Origin of the sequence: Ralstonia sp. 22086, from assembly GCF_052045975.1 — a bacterium.
GTDB classification, from domain to species: Bacteria; Pseudomonadota; Gammaproteobacteria; order Burkholderiales; family Burkholderiaceae; genus Ralstonia; species Ralstonia wenshanensis.
In genome coordinates, this window is record NZ_JBQEPZ010000002.1 from 826,975 (window position 1) to 843,534 (window position 16,560).

Below are 16,560 nucleotides of genomic sequence, written 5' to 3' on the forward strand. Positions count from 1 at the left end.
CATGATTATCGATACCCATCTGCACCCGACCAACCTCGTCGACGAGGCCTGGCGCCACACCGGCACGCCGTTCAACGGCGAGCGCATGATCCAGTTGATGGATGGCCCCTACATGATCAACGGCAAGCCCCGCCGCATCGACATGGGCTTCATCCAGCCGCCGCCGGGCAACACCGGCTATCGCGACGGCAACCGCCGCGGCCGCGAAGGCATTCGCGACTACATGGCGTACATCGCGGAACTCACGCAGAAGTACCCGGACCGCTTCATCGGCAACTTCACCTACAACCCGCGCTGGGGCCCGGAGAACGGCGCGGCGGAGCTGGAATTCCACATCAAGGAATACGGCTTCAAGATGGTCAAGCTGCACGCCAACATGCACGGCTACCGGCCCGACCGCGCGCTGGACTGGCTGCGCCCGGCGATGAAGGTCTGCGCCAAGTACAACATCGTGGTGCTGATCCACACCGGCGACGGCCCGTACACCATCCCGACGATGTTCTACCCGATCATCCGCGAGTTCCCGATGGTGAACTTCATCATCGGCCACTTCGGCATCCAGACCGGCGGCAACTACTCGTTCGAAGCGTTCTGGATGGCAATGGACACGCCCAACGTGTACTGCGAATCGGGCTGGTGCTTCCAGTCGCGCATCGTCGAATTTGCGAAGCAGTTGCCGCGCGACAAGATCGTCTTCGGGACCGATTCGCCGCCCAACGAGCCCGGCATGTGGCTGCGCGAGCTGGAGGTGCTGTGCTCGGCGCCGCCGCAGGGGCTGGGCATCGATGAAGACCACCTCGAAGACTATCTGGGCAACAACATTGCGCGACTGGTCGGCATCGAGCCCACCAAGCCGCCCAAGGACCTGGCCGAGGCGGAGCTTCGCCTGAAGTCGACCTACCTCCAGACAGCAGAAGCGGCCTGAGCGCCGATCCCGCGGGCGCCGCGCCTCTGTGGTGTTCGGCGCCCGCCTCTAGCGAGGTGTGCCATGAGCATGACCCGGCTTGGCGAAGGCCAGGATTTCCACGTCTTCGCCAATCTCTATCGCGAGCTGTATCCGGAAGATGTGCTGACCCTGCACAACGGCGTCTGCGCCGATCAGGATGTCACCGCCGTCATCGATCAGCTTGCTGCGCGCAACCAGACCCCGATGCTGGTCTGCGAGCAGGTGAGCGGCCTGCAGGTGCCGCTGGTCACCAACGTCTTTGCCTCGCGGTCACGGCTGGCACGGCTGTTCGACGTGCTGCCGCATCAATTGCACGATGCCTTCCTGGCACGCGCCAATGCGCCCATCGCACCGCGTGTCATCTCGCACGGTGCCATCACCGACGAGGTGATCGAAGGCGACGCAGTGGACGTTGCGCTGCTGCCGATGATCAAGCACTTCGAGAGCGATCGCGCGCCCTATATCACCAACGCCATCATCGTGGCCGAGGACCCGGTGACGGGCGTGGCGAACATGAGTTATCACCGCTCGATGCGCCATGCACGCAACGCACTGGCGACGAGCCTGCACTCGCGCGGCCACCTGTGGCGCATGCTGCAGACCGCGCGCGAACGCGGCGACGTGCTGCGCGTGGCGATGGTGGTGGGCGCGCATCCGCTGTTCATGCTGGCCGCAGCCGCCCGCCTGCCCTTTGGCGCGGATGAACGCGCCGTGGCCGGTGGCCTGCTCGGCGCGCCGCTCGATATCGTCCGCACGCCGCGTTACGGCATCGGCGTGCCGGCGGCAGCGGAGTTCGTGCTCGAAGGCACCATCGACCCCGCCGCCTATGCCGAGGAAGGCCCGTTCGGTGAATTCACCGGCTATTCGTCCGACCGCTCCACCAACAATGTGCTGCGCATCGATGCCCTGATGCGCCGGCGCGACGCTTGGCTGGTCGACGTGGTGGGCGGCCCGTACGCCGAGCACCTGACGCTGGCCCGCCTGCCGCGCGAAGCCGAGATGAGCGAGAAGCTCAAGGCGCGCTTCCCATCGGTGACGGCGCTGCACTATCCGAACTCCGGCACGCACTTCCATTGCTATGTGGCGCTCAACCCCACGCGCGACGGCGAGGCGCGGCAGGTCATGCTGGCACTGCTCGGCTGGGACCCGTACCTCAAGACCGTGATTGCCGTGGATTCCGATATCGACCTGCAGCAGGACGAGCAGGTGCTGTGGGCCATGGCCACGCACTTCCAGCCGCACCAGGATGTGTTCATGATCGATGGGCTGCCGGGCAGCCCGCTCGATCCGTCGTCGTCCGTGCATGGCACGACCTCGCGCATGGGCATCGACGCCACGCGCGGCGCCGGCTTCGAGGGCATCCGCGCACGCATCGACCCGCAGGCCATTGCCCGCGCGGGCGACATCCTCCGCCAGGCCGGAGTGCGGCCATGAGCGCGCGCCACCCTCGCGCTCCCGCCCGGCCGCGCATGGTGGTCGGCATCAGCGGTGCTTCGGGCTTCATCTACGGCGTGCGGCTGCTCGAACTGCTGCGCGCGCTCGATGTGGAGACGCACCTCGTCGTCACGCGTTCTGCGCTGCTGACGATGGCGCACGAAACGCCGTACAAGCTTGCCGACGTGATCGATCGCGCCACGCATTACCACCGTGCGGACGACATGGCCGCCGGCATTGCCAGCGGATCGTTCCGCGCGCTGGGCATGATCGTGGCGCCGTGCTCGATGAAGTCTTTGGCGGAGATTGCCACGGGCGTCTCGTCGACGCTGCTCACACGCGCAGCAGACGTCACGCTCAAGGAGCGCCGTCCGCTTGTACTGATGGCGCGCGAGACGCCATTCACGCTTGCACACCTGCGCAACATGCAGGCCGTCACGGAGATGGGCGCCATCGTCGTGCCGCCCGTGCCGGCCTTCTATGCGCGCCCCAATACGTTGGACGACATGATCGGCCACACCCTCGGCCGCGTGCTCGACCTGTTCGGGCTCGATGCCGGCACCGCCCTGCGCTGGGGCGAAGAAGCCTTACCTGCCTGAGTCCGTACCCCACCCACGCCCGACAAGGAGACAACATGAAACCCCAAGCCACCGCCCACGCCACGCTTCCCGGCCCGAACACCAAGATTCCGGTCACCATCCTCACCGGCTTTCTCGGCGCCGGCAAAACCACGCTGCTGAACTTCATCCTGCGCGAAAACCACGGCCGCAAGATCGCCGTGATCGAAAACGAGTTTGGTGAAGTCGGCATCGACGGCGGCCTGGTCATGGCCTCGGAAAACGAAGAGATCTACGAAATGGTCAACGGCTGCGTGTGCTGCACGGCCGAGGTGCGCGAAGACCTCGTGCGCATCGTGCGCCAGCTCGTCGCGCGGCCCGAACGGCTCGACCACATCCTGGTGGAGACCAGCGGCCTGGCCGATCCGTATCCGGTGGCGCAGTCGTTCTTCATCGACGACCCGATTGCCGAACATGTCGAGCTTGACGCCATCGTCACCATGGTCGACGCCAAGCACATTGCGGCGCATCTGGACGACCTGCACCTCGACGGCGTCGACAACCAGGCCGTCGACCAGATCGTCTGCGCAGACCGCATCGTCATCAACAAGGTGGACCTTGTGGGCCGCGACGATATCGACGCGCTGCGCGGGCGCATCCGCGGCTTGAACGCCACGGCCGACATCGTCACTTCCAGCTATGCCGAGGTCGATCTGAACAAGATCATCGGTGTGGGTGCGTTCGAGGCAACGCAGAAGCTGCTGGAGATCGGCGCAGACGCCGGCCATGGCGAGCATGACGCGCACGACCATGAACATGAGCATGCTCACGCGGCGGCTCATGAGCATGACCATGAGCACGAACATGAGCACGACCACCAGCATGATCCGAGCGTCTCGTCAGTGGGTTTTGACGTGCCGGCCGACGTGGATCTCGTGCGTTTTCACACGTGGATCGACACCCTGCGCACCGAGCAGGCGGAGACCCTGTTCCGCATGAAGGGCATCCTGGCCGTGAAGGGCCAGGCGCAGCGCTATGTGCTGCAGGGCGTGCACAGCCTCATCGACTTTCGCGCAACGCAGCTCTGGGGCAGCGAAGCGCGCAGCAGCAAGATCGTCTTCATCGGCCGCGACCTCGATCGTGCGGCCCTGCAGGACGGTTTCAACGCATGTCTGGCGGCGTGAGCATGCCATGACATGACATCCCCCTGACCCGAGGGCGGCTCCTGGCACGCCCCGGGCATGACAACGATAGGAGACAACCATGACAACAGCCGTACACCCGGTCGACCAGATTCTGTCGACCCGACAGATGTTGACGTTGGGCTTGCAGCATATGGCGGTGTCGTACATCGGCGCCATTGCGGTGCCGATGATCATTGCATCAGCACTGAAGATGTCGCAGGCGGACACCATTGTCCTCATCAGCACCACGTTGTTCTGCTCGGGCATCGCCACGCTGTTACAGACCATCGGATTCTGGAAGTTCGGGGTGCGGTTGCCGATCCTGCAGGGGGTGGCGTTCAGCAGCGTGGGGCCGGTGATTGCCATCGGCACCAACCCTGCCGTAGGTTTCGCGGGCGTGTGCGGTGCGGTCATTGCGGCCGGGCTGTTTACGCTGCTCGCCGCACCGCTGGTGGGGCGGCTGCGGCGATTTTTTCCACCGGTGGTCACGGGCTGCATCGTGACCGTCATCGGCCTGCAGCTCTTTCCCGTCGCGTATGACTGGGTGGGCGGCGGACGCAACGCCGCCAACTTCGGTGCGCCGTCGTTTCTGCTGGTGGCCGTGGTTGTCGTCGCCACCATCCTGCTCATCAACCGCTTCGGCAGCCCGCTGCTGCGCAACCTTGCCGTGCTGGTGGGCATGATCGTCGGCACGTTGCTGGGCTGCACCATGGGCATGGGCAACTTCCACGGGGTGGCTGAGGCGCCGTGGGTCACGCTGCCGGTGCCGTTCCACTTTGGGGTGCCAGTGTTCGCCGTGGTGCCCGCGCTGACCATGATCGTGGTGATGATCGTCCAGATGGTGGAATCGATGGGCCTGTTCCTGGCCATCGGCGACATCGTCGAAAAGCCCATCGAAGAAGAGGAAGCCATCAACGGCCTGCGCGCAAACGGCTTGGCCAGCGCCATTGCCGGCATGTTCGCCGCATTCCCGTTCATTGCGTTCATGGAGAACGTCGGGCTGGTGGTGCTCACCGGCGTGCGCAGCCGCTGGGTGGTGGCCGTGAGCGGTGTGCTGATGTGCCTGGTGGCGCTGGTGCCCAAGGCAGGCGCCGTGATTGCGGCCACGCCGCCTGCCGCATTGGGCGGTGCCGGCATCGCCATGTTCGGCGTCGTGGCCGCTGCGGGCATCCAGACCCTGGCACGCGTCGACTACGAGCACAACCGCTACAACGTGCTCATCGTGGGCTTCACGATAGCCGCCGCGCTGGTGCCGGTGCTCGCGCCCACGCTGTTCAAGCAGTTGCCCGACTGGTCGCAACCGTTCCTGCACAGCGGCGTGGTCATCGCCTGCCTGGTGTCGGTGGCGCTGAACCTGCTGCTCAACGGTACCGAAGAAGCACATGTGCCCGCGTCTGTCGTGCGTACGGCCGGCCGCGCCTGATTTTCCAATGGACACCTCCATGCACAACACGCCTCAAGACATCCTCATCCGCCGCCCCTTGGCCGTCATGACCGGCCTGCGCGGTGACGCAGCACGCGCCGGTGCCGTCGACATCCGCATCGCCGGCGGGCGCATCGCCGAGATGGGCCCCGACCTCATGCCCCGCCCCGGCGAGCGCGTCATCGACGCCAGCGACTGCATCGTCTACCCGGGCTGGATCAACACGCATCATCACCTGTTCCAGAACCTGCTCAAGGCCGTGCCGGAAGGCATGAACCAAGACCTGCAAGGGTGGCTGGCCAGCGTGCCGTATCCTCGCCTGCCGCTCTTTACGCCGGAATTGATGCGCACGGCAGCGCGCCTGGGCATGGCCGAGCTGCTGCTGTCGGGCGCCACCACCTGCGCCGACCACCATTACCTCTATCACGCAGGCGGCGGCACCGAATCGGGCGACATGCTGTTCGATGTCGCCGATGAATTCGGCATGCGCTTCGTGCTCTGCCGCGGCGGCGCCATCGAGTCCGCCAGCAGCCACCCGGGCTTCTCCAAGACGGCGCTGCAGCCTGAAACGCTCGACCAGATGCTGGCCGACATCGAGCGGCTCAAACACCGCTATCACGACGACGCCCCCGACGCGATGCGCCGCGTGGTAGTGGCACCGACCACACCGACGTTCTCGTTGCCGCCGGCATTGCTGGTCGAGTTGGCACGTGCCGCGCGGGGGATGCATCTGCGCATGCATACGCATTTGTCCGAGACCGACAACTACGTGCGCTTTTGCCGTGAGAAGTACAACTGCCTGCCGGTGGAGTTCGTGGCCGAGCACGAGTGGCTGGGCCCGGACGTCTGGTTTGCGCACCTCGTGCACCTGCAGCCGTCGGAGATCCGCATGCTCGCGCAAACAGGCAGCGGCATCGCGCACTGCCCCGTCAGCAACAGCCGGCTGGGCAGCGGCATCGCGCCAGTGCCGCAACTCGCGGCGGCCGGCGTGCCGGTGTCACTGGGTGTGGATGGCGTAGCGTCCAACGAATCGGGCAGCATGACCGGCGAGGTCAACACCGCGTGGCTGATCCACCGTGCCGCGCAAGGCGCCAGTGCCACCACCGCCGAAGACGTCATTCACTGGGCAACCGCAGGCGGTGCGCGCGTGCTCGGCTTGAGTGAAGTCGGCACGCTGCAGGTCGGGCAAGCCGCCGACCTGGTGCTCTACGACATCAATCACCCGCGCTTCTACGGCTTCCACGACCCCGCGCTGGCGCCCGTGGTCGCCGGCGAGCCCATCACCGTGCGCACCAGCATCATCGGCGGCCGTGTCGTGGTGGACGAAGGTGTGGTGTGCGGGCTCGATGTGGCGAGCATCCGCGCCGAGGCCAGCCGAGGCGTGGCGGACCTGATGGCGTGTGCCTGACGGTTCAAACGTCCAACCGCAGCGCCATGTGTTCTTCGTCGTAGAACCGATCACCGACACGCATGGCGCGGCGCTCGATACCGAAGGTCTCGAAACCCGCGTTGCGATACAGCGCTTGCGCACGCGGGTTTTCGGCGTTCACGCAGAGATGAATCTGCAGCACCTGTGCAGCACGCGCATGCGCAATGGCGGCGTTGAGCAGACGGCCGGCAATACCGCCTCGCCGGTGTGCGGGATCAACAAACACGCCCCACAGCACGGCCTTGTGCGCGACCTGCGCCAGCGGCTCGCGACGCAGCCCGGCAATGCCAATCAGCGCCGGCCCGGAAAATGCACCGAAGACGATCTGATGCTCGGTCGCCCGGATGCGGTTGCGGGTGTCCTCCAGCGTGCGCCCCGACTCTTCATCGTGCGTCGGCCAGATGGCGGTAGGCGCATCTTGAATGGCCTTCAGGCGCAGCGCCTTGAACGCTGCGGCATCCTCATCGACCAACGGGCGGATGGCGATGTCGCTCATGGCTGCTTAGCCTCCACGGTAAATGCATCACCGGTTTCGAAGAACGCGCCGCCCGCGAGGTAATGCACGGTCTTGCTGCCCGCATCGGTAAAGTGCCAGCGGCCGTTGCTGAACAGCGCCGGGTCCGCCCAGGCGGCTGTCACTTCAGCGATGAAGAGGTCGTAGCGCTTCTCGTTGTGCGGTTCGGGAATGACGCGGCATTCCAGCCACCCTGCGCAACCTTCTACCAGCGGCACGTCGATCGTGCGGGCTGGCACCGTGGCCAAGCCGAGCGCATCGAACTTGTCGCCATCCCGGCCTGACAGCGTGCCCACCGCGAGCGTCGTCTCGGCAATGGCGCGCGTCGGGATATTGAGCGCAAACACGCCCGAGGCTTCGATCAGCTCACGTGTGAGGGTGCGGCTGTCGACCACGACCAGCACCTTGGGTGGGTCAAAGTCGAGCGGCATGGCCCAGGCGGCTGCCATGACGTTGCGCACGCCGTTGTGGGCGCTGGTGACCAAGGTGGTCGGGCCGTGGTTCAGGAGGCGGTAGGACTTTGCCAGCTCTACTGGGGCGAGTGTGATGGGGTTGGGCATGATGGCGAGGGCACTCAGGGGAGGTGTCATCATAGGCCAACGATGTTGTGGGTGGTTTTGTGTTGGTTTTTTTGTTGTTGGTGCATCCCTTGTTTCATCCCCTGCCGGGGCTGACTCACTTTCTTTGGTCTTGCCCAAAGAAAGTAAGCAAAGAAATGCGCGCCCGAGATGGCGAAAGACTCCTTGAATTTATGTCGCAGGGAGGGGAAGGGAAAAACTCGCTTCGCTCAGACAGTTTCCCTTCCTTTTTCCTCCCTGCAACAGAAATTCAAGGCGCCATCTAGGGCAGGAAGGTCAAAGGACAACAGCCACACCTTCTGGGCGCCAGCCCAAATGCCAAGGCCAACCTCACGACGGGTTGGCCTTTCTCTTTTGACGTTGAGCCCTTGATGGCGCCTTGAATTTTCGTAAGCGGGCGGAAAAAAGAACGGGAACTGTCTGAGCGCAGCGAGTTTTCCCGTTCTCCGCCCGGTTACGCAAATTCAAGGAGTCTTTCGCCATCTCGGGCGCGCCTTTCTTTTGCTTACTTTTCTTTGGCAAGACAAAGAAAAGTGAGTCGTGCCCGGCAGGGTACGAAACAGGGATGAACCACAAAAACAAAACCCCGGCGAACCCCATCAAGCGGGCCAAAACTCATTCCGCAACGCGCCGCGCAATATGCTCCAACGCCTCCTCCACCTGATCAATCAAAATCAGGCAGAGATCCCCCGGCTGCAACCGCCCCAATGCGGTGTCGATAGCCAGAAATTCACCACGGATTTCATCCACACGGCTCGTGCGCGACGCACCCTGCAGCCCTTCACGCAACAGCGCGAGCACTTCACCATCGGCGCGCCCGCGCTGGCATTGGTCTTCGTACAGGACCACATCATCAAACACGCCGCCCAGAATCTGCGTCTGCCGGCGGATATCCTCGTCGCGGCGATCGCCCGCCCCGCTGATCACTACCGAGCGGCGCTTGGCCGGCATGGTGGCGACGGCGTTGCATAGCGCCTGGATGGCATCGGGATTGTGGCCGTAGTCGGCGATGAGCGTGGCGCCCTTGTAGTCGAATACGTTGAAGCGGCCGGGCGCGGTGGCGGCGTCGTTCACAAAGGTGGCGAGGCCCCGGCGGATGATCGCCCAATCGATGCCGAGTGCCCATGCAGCAGCAATCGACGACATCGCGTTTTCAACCTGGAAGCCGATCGTGCCGTTGCGCGTGAGCGGAATGTCGGCCAGTGCGATGCGCGTTTCGCTGGCGCCTTCGGTGGCCACAATCTCGGCACCATCGACGAACACCACGCGCTTGCCCTGCGCGCGGTGCAGGGCCATGGTCGGCAGGCTGGCGTCGTGCGCGAAGAACGTGACCGATCCGGGGCAGCCGTCGGCCATGCGCGCGACCATCGGGTCGGCGGCGTTGAGCACCGCCATGCCGCGCGGCGCCACGTTCTGCACGATCACGCTCTTGAGCACGGCCAGGTCTTCCACCGTGCTGATGTAGTTCAGGCCCAGATGGTCGCCTTCGCCCACGTTGGTCACCACCGCCACATCGCAGCGGTCGAACGCGAGGCCTTCGCGCAGCAGGCCGCCACGCGCGGTTTCGAAGACGGCGGCATCGACATCCGGATGCAGCAGCACGTTGCGTGCGCTGCGAGGGCCGCTGCAGTCACCGGTGTCGATGCGCTGGCCCTGGATGTACACGCCGTCGGTACCGGTCATGCCCATGCGCAGGCCGCTGGTGGCGAGCAGATGCGTGATCAGGCGAACCGTCGTCGTCTTGCCGTTGGTACCGGACACCGCCACCACGGGAATGCGCCCGTCGTCTCCATCGGCAAACATCGTGGAGATGATCGCCTCGCCCACCGCGCGGCCCTTGCCGTACGACGGCTGCAGGTGCATGCGCAGGCCGGGCGCGGCGTTGACTTCCACAATGCCGCCGGCCTGGTCCTCAAACGGCTTGAGCATCGTTTCGCACACGGCGTCCACGCCGCAGATGTCGAGGCCGACCATCTGCGCTGCCGCCACGGCACGCGCCGCGATGGCGGGGTGCACGTCGTCGGTCACGTCGGTGGCGGTGCCGCCCGTGGAGAGGTTCGCGTTGTTGCGCAACACCACGCGCGTGCCCTTGGGCGGCACGGCGTCGGCGCTCAGGCCCTGCTTGGCGAGCGTGGCCAGCGCAATGTCGTCAAAGCGGATTTTCGTGAGCGACGTGGCATGCCCTTCCCCGCGGCGCGGGTCGCGGTTCACTTCATCGACCAGCTCACGCACGGTGTGCTTGCCGTCGCCAATGACTTGCGGCGGGTCGCGGCGTGCAGCCGCCACCAGGTGCTTGCCCACCACGAGCAGGCGGTAGTCATGGCCGGGGATGTAGCGCTCGACGATCACGTCCGACGAAATGTCGGCGGCCACTTCGTAGGCCGTCATCACTTCTTCGCGCGTGCGGATGCGCACGGCCACGCCCTTGCCCTGGTTGCCGTCGCGCGGCTTGACCACGACTGGGCCGTGGATTTCCTGCGCGGCTTCCCAGGCTTCCTCGGCGCTGCGCACCGACCGGCCCAGCGGTACCGGCACGCCGGCCGCGTGCAGCAGGGTCTTCGTCAGATCCTTGTCCTGCGCGATGGACTCGGCCACGGCGCTGGTCATGTCGGTTTCGGCGGCCTGGATGCGGCGCTGCTTGCTGCCCCAGCCAAACTGCACCATCGAGCCCTGCGTGAGACGACGGTACGGAATCCCGCGCGCCACAGCGGCGTAGACGATGGAACCGGTGCTGGGCCCCAGGCGCACGTCTTCGTCCAGCTCGCGCAAGCGGTGCAGCGCCTCGTCCAGATCGAACGGCTGGTCGTCGCGCGCGGCCAGGCAAAGTTGGCCGGCCAGCTCGAATGCAAGTCGGCCCACTTCCTCTTCGCTGTATTCCACGACGACCTGGTACGTGCCGGGTTCGAGCGTCGGCTCGGTATGGCTGAACGTCACCGGGCAACCGGCGGCAGCCTGCAGGCCCAGCGCGGCGGCTTCCAGCGCGTGCGCAATCGATGGCGCATCGGCTTCATCATCTGGCCGCAAGGGGCCAATCGCCGGAAAGCGCGCGCGCAGGCGGTCTTCAAAGCCCGGCAGTTCGGCCAGCAGTTGGGATTGATCCGAGCAGGCCACGATGGCTTCGATGGCCGTATGGCGGCACCAGAGATTTGGGCCGCGCAAGGCCCGGATACGAGAGACTTCCATGCAATCAGCTTTCCGTTGTGCTTTGGGCGTTCTTTTGGATTCAGGCCCGATCGTCAGTTCTGGGATTCGGCGCGGCCCATCCACTGGTGGACCTGCTCGACGGTGCCCTCGATGGCGCACTCGTCGCATTGCAAGACCAGCAGGTCGCCTGCCGTGAGCTGCGAGAGCGCCGCATCCACGACATCCCGGCGCTTGGCCCCTTCGACGACGACTTCAGCCACGCGACCGCCCGCCTGCAACCCTTGCTTGAGCAGCGCGCGCGTCTGGCGATCAAACTCTGCATCGGTGCGCTTGACGCTGGCGTCTTCGCACAGCAGCACGCGATCGAACGTCTGGCCGATGACGGTGCCTTGCGCAATCAGGTCTTCGTCGCGGCGCTGCAGCCCGGCGCCAAATACCAGCGTGCGACGTTGGGCGGGGAAGTTGTCCAGTGCAGCGGCCAAAGCTTCCAGCGCCGAGGCGTTGTGCGCGTCGTCCACCACGATGGTGGCGCCGTTGTGCTGGAACAGCGTGAAGCGGCCCGGCACATCCACCTGGCCCACATCGAAGGTGACGATGCCGGCGCGCATCAGGTCGTTCGAAATGCCCAGTGCCCAGCCGGTGGCCACGGCGGCCAGCACGTTCTCAAGTTGGAACGGCACGCGGCCGGCGTAGGTCAGCGGAATGGCCGACACGTCGGCCAGTGCCAGTTCGGTCGCGCCAGTAGCGAGCACCACCTTGCCGTCACGCACGAACACGGCCCGTTTGCCAGCGGCACGATGCGCGGCAATGGCTTCCAGATCGCCCGACAACGCGAAGAAGATCACTTCGCCGTCGCACAGCTCGGCCATTTCAACGAGGCGCGCATCGGCGGCATTGAGCACGCCCACACCGCTTTTCAGCACCACGTCGATCTGCGTGCGCAGGACGCTAACCATGCGGTCTTCGTCTTCGACGTAGAAATCGCCCAGGTGATCGGGCTTGCCGAAGTTGGTGACCACGCCGACCTGGCAGCGGTCATACGGCAATCCTTGCGAGAGGATCATGCCGCTGTCGTTCTCGAACACGGCGGCTTCCACCGCGCGGTTCATCAGGATGCGATGGCAAGCGTCCCACGCGGCACGGTCGCTGCGGGCGCCGGCTTCCACCTGGCGGCGATCGAGGTAAAGGCCGTCACTGCAGCCCAGCCCCGTGTGCTTGCCCGAGAGCTGCAGCAACTGCGCAACCAGCTTGGCCACGACGGTCTTGCCGTTGGTGCCCGTGATGCCGACGATGGGAATGCGGCCATCATCCTGCGCGCCGTCCTTGTCGGAAAACAGGTGATCCACAATCGCGCGGCCCACCGGGCGCGGTTCGCCCTCGGCCGGCCGGATGTGCATCAACAGACCGGGCCCTGCGTTGACTTCCACAATGGCGCCACGCTGTTCGTCCAGCGGGCGCGAGATGTCGTCGGCCACGAGGTCCACACCGGCAATATCGAGCCCGACCACCCGCGCGGCCAGCGATGCGTGCGCGGCTACGCTCGGGTGCACGCGGTCGGTCACGTCAAAAGCGACGTTGCCGTTGCGCTGGATCAGCACGCTGCGGCCCGGGGGCGGCACGGCGCTGCCATCAGCATAGCCCTGGCGCTTGAGTTCGAGGCGCGCGGCGGAATCCAGGCGCACGCAGTTCAGCGGATGTTCTTCGGTGCTGCCGCGGCGGGGGTCGGAGTTGATCTGCGATTCGATCAGTTCTTCGATGGTCGAAGTGCCGTCGCCGACCACCGAGGCGGTTTCGCCCATCGCCGCCGCTGCCACGCGGCCGCCCACCACCAGCAGGCGGTGTTCGTTGCCGGAGACGAAGCGCTCGACGATCACGCCGTTGCCTTCCTCGATGGCCACGGCGTAAGCGGTTTCCACCTCTTCGCGCGTCATCAGGTTTGTGAACACACCGCGGCCGTGGTTGCCGTCGTACGGCTTGACGACCACCGGCACGCCGATGTCTTCAGCGGCGTCCCAGGCGTCTTCGGCGCTGTCGACCATGCGGCCTTCCGGCACCGGCACGCCGCACGACTGCAGCAGGCTCTTGGTCAGGTCCTTGTCGCGCGAGATCGATTCTGCAATGGCGCTGGTGCGGTCGGTTTCGGCCGTCCAGATGCGGCGCTGGCGTGCGCCGTAGCCGAGCTGCACAAGGTTGCCGTCCGACAGGCGGATGGACGGGATATTGCGGTCATCGGCGGCATCGACAATGCATGCGGTGCTGGGGCCGAGGCAATGTTCGTCCACCAGGTCGCGCAGCGTCTCGACGGCGGCATCCACGTCGTACGGGCGGTCTTCGATGGCCGCCATGACCAGATCACGGGCGGCGAACAGGGCAGCGCGGGTCACGTCTTCGTGCCACGCACGGACGATTACCTTGTAGACGCCGCGCACGGGCGTCTCGCGCGCCTTGCCAAACCCGCCGGGCATGCCGGCCAGGTTCTGCAATTCGAGGGTGACGTGTTCCAGGATGTGGCCGGGCCAGGTGCCTTCCTTCAAGCGCATCAGGAAGCCGCCGCGCACGCCGGGGCTGCAGCGGTGCTCGATCAGCGTTGGGAGCCATGTCGAGAGGCGCTCGTAGAAACCCGGAATCGTGTTGGAAGGAAAATCCTCCAGTTCACCAATGTCGACCCATGCCTCCAACACTGGCCGATATGTCCACATATTCGGGCCGCGCAGCGACATGACATCGAGAATCTCAATGTCCTTCTTCTTCATTGAATTTGCTTGGAAGCAGGGGGCGATGTACCCGTGAATTGGTCCGTGGAATCGAACCGTTACCTTTCAATAACGTTACAACGGCGTCGGCGTTGACGTCTTGAGCCCGAAGTGCGTTGTGCAGCGCACCAAATGCCGTGCTGGCGTGGCTATGTATACTTGCGAGCAAAATTTGCAGGCCGCAACAATTGCGACGCCACGCTCTTGCCTCGATTTATGTTCGTCCTTTTCCCGTTTTGGGCTGTTTTTTGGCCATTTGGACGCGCTTTTTGAATTCTTTGCGCCACTGATGACCCAGTCCTCCCCATCGTCCGCCCCCACCGTCGCCCGCGCTCAGGAACCCTGGAGTGTCGCGCTGGGCTCAAGCCTCGCTCCAGAAGAAACCGTCCAGGCCGGGCTGAAGCTGGATTTGGACGCAAGGCTGCATTTTACCCAAGGGTGGCTGGTTGTTACGAACCGCCGCCTAGTCTGCCAGGCGCCTGGTGAAAAGGTTTTACAAAGCTGGGATATCGCCCCCGGCATGACACTTGCCCACAGCGACCACGCCGGCGTGGGCACGCTCGAGCTGTCCGACGGACAGCGCCGGCTGGCAAGCTGGCGTTACACGCTGGGCCGCAACACCGACGCCCTGCGCCTGGCCGACGCCTTCGACGCCGAGCGCAACGCCCTGGCCACCGGCGCCAAGGCCGCACAGCCCGACGCGGAGGTCTGCCCCACCTGTAAGGCGCCCCTCCCGGCCGGCGAAGATAACTGCCCGCAATGCAGCCGTGAACTGGAGCAGCCGCCCTCGACCTGGGCGCTGCTGCGCCTGTGGCGCTTTGCCCGGCCGTATCGGTGGGAATTGCTGGCCGGCTTCGCCCTGCTGCTGATCGGCACGGCCGCTACGCTGGTGCCGCCGTACCTGACGATGCCCTTGATGGACAAGGTGCTGATCCCCTATCAGAACGGCCAACCCGTCGATTACCGCTTGGTGACGCTCTACCTGTCGGGCCTGTTTGGCGCCGCGCTGGTGGCGTGGGTGCTGGGCTGGGCGCGCACCTATCTCCTGGCGCGCGTGTCCGAGCGCATCAGCGCCGACTTGCGCACGACCACCTACGAGCACCTGCTGAAGCTGTCGCTCGAATACTTCGGCGGCAAGCGCACCGGCGACCTCATGGCGCGCATCGGCTCGGAAAGCGACCGCATCAGCGTGTTTCTGTCGTTGCACCTGCTCGACTTCGCCACCGATGTGCTGATGATTGCGATGACGGCCGTCATCCTGGTCTCGATCGATCCGTGGCTGGCGCTCGTCACGCTGGTGCCGCTGCCGTTCATCGCGTGGATGATCCACCTGGTGCGCGACCGCCTGCGCCACGGCTTCGAGAAGATCGACCGGATCTGGTCGGAAATCACCAACGTACTGGCCGATACCATCCCGGGTATCCGCGTGGTCAAGGCCTTTGCCCAGGAAAAGCGCGAAGTGACGCGCTTTGCCGAGGCCAACAAGCACAACCTGGCGATCAACGATCGCGTCAACGCAGTGTGGTCGCTGTTTACCCCGACCGTCACGCTGCTGACCGAAGTCGGGCTGCTGGTGGTGTGGATCTTCGGCATCTGGCAGGTGAGCCACGACGCCATTACCGTCGGTGTGCTGGTGGCGTTCCTGACGTATATCAGCCGCTTCTACACACGTCTGGATTCCATGAGCCGCATCGTGTCCGTCACGCAGAAGGCGGCGGCCGGTGCCAAGCGCATCTTCGACATTCTCGACCACGTATCGAGCGTGCCGGAGCCGGCCAAGCCCGTGCACATCGATAAGGTGAACGGCGCGATCGAGCTGCGCGACCTGGGCTTCCGTTACGGCAACCGCGCGGTGATCCGCGGCCTGAACCTGTCGATCCAGCCGGGCGAGATGATCGGGCTGGTCGGGCACAGCGGCTCGGGCAAGAGCACGCTCGTGAACCTGATCTGCCGCTTCTACGATGTATCGGAAGGCGCGATCCGCCTGGACGGCACCGACATCCGCTCGCTGCCCGTCTCGGAATTCCGCCGCAACATCGGCCTGGTGCTGCAGGAGCCGTTCCTGTTCTTCGGCACGATTGCCGACAACATCGCCTACGGCAAACCCGACGCCACGCGCGAAGAGATCATTGCCGCCGCGCGTGCCGCCCATGCGCACGAATTCATCCTGCGCCTGCCGCACGGCTACGACTCGCTGGTGGGTGAGCGCGGCCAGGCGCTGTCGGGCGGCGAACGCCAGCGTATTTCGATTGCGCGGGCGCTGCTCATCAACCCGCGCATCCTGATCATGGACGAGGCCACATCGTCCGTGGACACGACGACCGAGAAGGAAATCCAGAAGGCGCTCGACAACCTTGTGCAAGGGCGTACGACCATCGCCATCGCGCACCGTTTGTCGACGCTGCGCAAGGCGGATCGCCTGGTCGTCATGGATCGCGGCCAGATTGTCGAAGTGGGCAACCACGATGAGTTGCTCGCGCGCGAAGGGGCTTACTACAAGCTCTATCAGGCGCAGGCCCGCAATGTCGACGCCGACACCGATCTGACCAGCGACGGCGAGCGCGTGGACGCCGCCGCGCCGGCTTACGCGCAGTGAAC

11 protein-coding genes are annotated in these 16,560 nt (G+C 65.1%); 7 read left to right on the forward strand and 4 right to left on the reverse strand.

Annotation, left to right across the window (positions count from 1 at the left end):
• The first annotated feature begins 1 nt into the window (after position 1).
• The 6 genes from ACTJK6_RS12745 (at position 2) to ACTJK6_RS12770 (ending at position 6,952) form a co-directional block, all read left to right on the forward strand.
• Positions 2–925: an amidohydrolase family protein gene (locus ACTJK6_RS12745; protein ID WP_440839230.1), complete on the forward strand. Its 924-nt coding sequence runs from the start codon at positions 2–4 to the stop codon at positions 923–925.
• Between the two features lie 63 nt (positions 926–988).
• A complete protein-coding gene (locus tag ACTJK6_RS12750; RefSeq protein WP_440839231.1) occupies positions 989–2,380 on the forward strand; it encodes a UbiD family decarboxylase in 1,392 nt (463 codons plus the stop codon).
• A complete protein-coding gene (locus ACTJK6_RS12755; RefSeq protein ID WP_440839232.1) occupies positions 2,377–2,979 on the forward strand; it encodes a UbiX family flavin prenyltransferase in 603 nt (200 codons plus the stop codon). The genes ACTJK6_RS12750 and ACTJK6_RS12755 overlap by 4 nt, the downstream gene beginning before the upstream one ends.
• 35 nt (positions 2,980–3,014) lie before the next feature.
• Entirely contained in the window at positions 3,015–4,121 is a 1,107-nt protein-coding gene (locus ACTJK6_RS12760; protein ID WP_440839233.1) for a CobW family GTP-binding protein, read from the forward strand.
• A gap of 79 nt (positions 4,122–4,200) precedes the next feature.
• Positions 4,201–5,544, forward strand: coding sequence for a nucleobase:cation symporter-2 family protein (locus tag ACTJK6_RS12765; protein ID WP_232040031.1), 1,344 nt, complete (start codon positions 4,201–4,203; stop codon positions 5,542–5,544).
• A 19-nt stretch (positions 5,545–5,563) separates the two neighbouring features.
• Complete coding sequence (locus tag ACTJK6_RS12770; protein ID WP_322017859.1) at positions 5,564–6,952, forward strand: amidohydrolase family protein; 1,389 nt, start codon at positions 5,564–5,566, stop codon at positions 6,950–6,952.
• Positions 6,953–6,956: 4 nt separating this feature from the next.
• On the opposite strand, the gene ACTJK6_RS12775 is transcribed toward ACTJK6_RS12770, so the two are convergent.
• From ACTJK6_RS12775 to cphA (ACTJK6_RS12790), 4 genes are all read right to left on the reverse strand, one after another.
• A complete protein-coding gene (locus ACTJK6_RS12775) occupies positions 6,957–7,469 on the reverse strand; it encodes a GNAT family N-acetyltransferase (protein WP_232040033.1) in 513 nt (170 codons plus the stop codon).
• Positions 7,466–8,080: a flavin reductase family protein gene (locus ACTJK6_RS12780; protein ID WP_414561617.1), complete on the reverse strand. Its 615-nt coding sequence runs from the start codon at positions 8,078–8,080 to the stop codon at positions 7,466–7,468. The genes ACTJK6_RS12775 and ACTJK6_RS12780 overlap by 4 nt, the downstream gene beginning before the upstream one ends.
• A 600-nt stretch (positions 8,081–8,680) precedes the next feature.
• A complete protein-coding gene (gene cphA / locus ACTJK6_RS12785; protein WP_433867745.1) occupies positions 8,681–11,248 on the reverse strand; it encodes a cyanophycin synthetase in 2,568 nt (855 codons plus the stop codon).
• A gap of 53 nt (positions 11,249–11,301) precedes the next feature.
• Positions 11,302–13,962, reverse strand: a complete 2,661-nt coding sequence (gene cphA, locus ACTJK6_RS12790; RefSeq protein ID WP_440839234.1) for a cyanophycin synthetase — start codon at positions 13,960–13,962, stop codon at positions 11,302–11,304.
• Between the two features lie 289 nt (positions 13,963–14,251).
• Here cphA (ACTJK6_RS12790) and ACTJK6_RS12795 point away from each other — a divergent pair, with 289 nt between their 5' ends.
• A complete protein-coding gene (locus tag ACTJK6_RS12795) occupies positions 14,252–16,558 on the forward strand; it encodes a cyanophycin metabolism-associated ABC transporter (RefSeq protein ID WP_440839236.1) in 2,307 nt (768 codons plus the stop codon).
• The last annotated feature ends 2 nt before the right edge of the window (positions 16,559–16,560 follow it).

Excerpts from the sequence above, each read along its gene's own strand:
- ACTJK6_RS12750 (WP_440839231.1), top strand. The coding sequence starts at position 989 with ATGAGCATGACCCGGCTTGGCGAAGGCCAGGATTTCCACGTCTTCGCC.
- cphA (WP_440839234.1), bottom strand. The coding sequence starts at position 13,962 with ATGAAGAAGAAGGACATTGAGATTCTCGATGTCATGTCGCTGCGCGGC.
- ACTJK6_RS12745 (WP_440839230.1), top strand. The coding sequence starts at position 2 with ATGATTATCGATACCCATCTGCACCCGACCAACCTCGTCGACGAGGCC.
- ACTJK6_RS12780 (WP_414561617.1), bottom strand. The coding sequence starts at position 8,080 with ATGATGACACCTCCCCTGAGTGCCCTCGCCATCATGCCCAACCCCATC.
- ACTJK6_RS12775 (WP_232040033.1), bottom strand. The coding sequence starts at position 7,469 with ATGAGCGACATCGCCATCCGCCCGTTGGTCGATGAGGATGCCGCAGCG.
- ACTJK6_RS12755 (WP_440839232.1), top strand. The coding sequence starts at position 2,377 with ATGAGCGCGCGCCACCCTCGCGCTCCCGCCCGGCCGCGCATGGTGGTC.
- ACTJK6_RS12760 (WP_440839233.1), top strand. The coding sequence starts at position 3,015 with ATGAAACCCCAAGCCACCGCCCACGCCACGCTTCCCGGCCCGAACACC.
- ACTJK6_RS12770 (WP_322017859.1), top strand. The coding sequence starts at position 5,564 with ATGCACAACACGCCTCAAGACATCCTCATCCGCCGCCCCTTGGCCGTC.
- cphA (WP_433867745.1), bottom strand. The coding sequence starts at position 11,248 with ATGGAAGTCTCTCGTATCCGGGCCTTGCGCGGCCCAAATCTCTGGTGC.
- ACTJK6_RS12765 (WP_232040031.1), top strand. The coding sequence starts at position 4,201 with ATGACAACAGCCGTACACCCGGTCGACCAGATTCTGTCGACCCGACAG.
- ACTJK6_RS12795 (WP_440839236.1), top strand. The coding sequence starts at position 14,252 with ATGACCCAGTCCTCCCCATCGTCCGCCCCCACCGTCGCCCGCGCTCAG.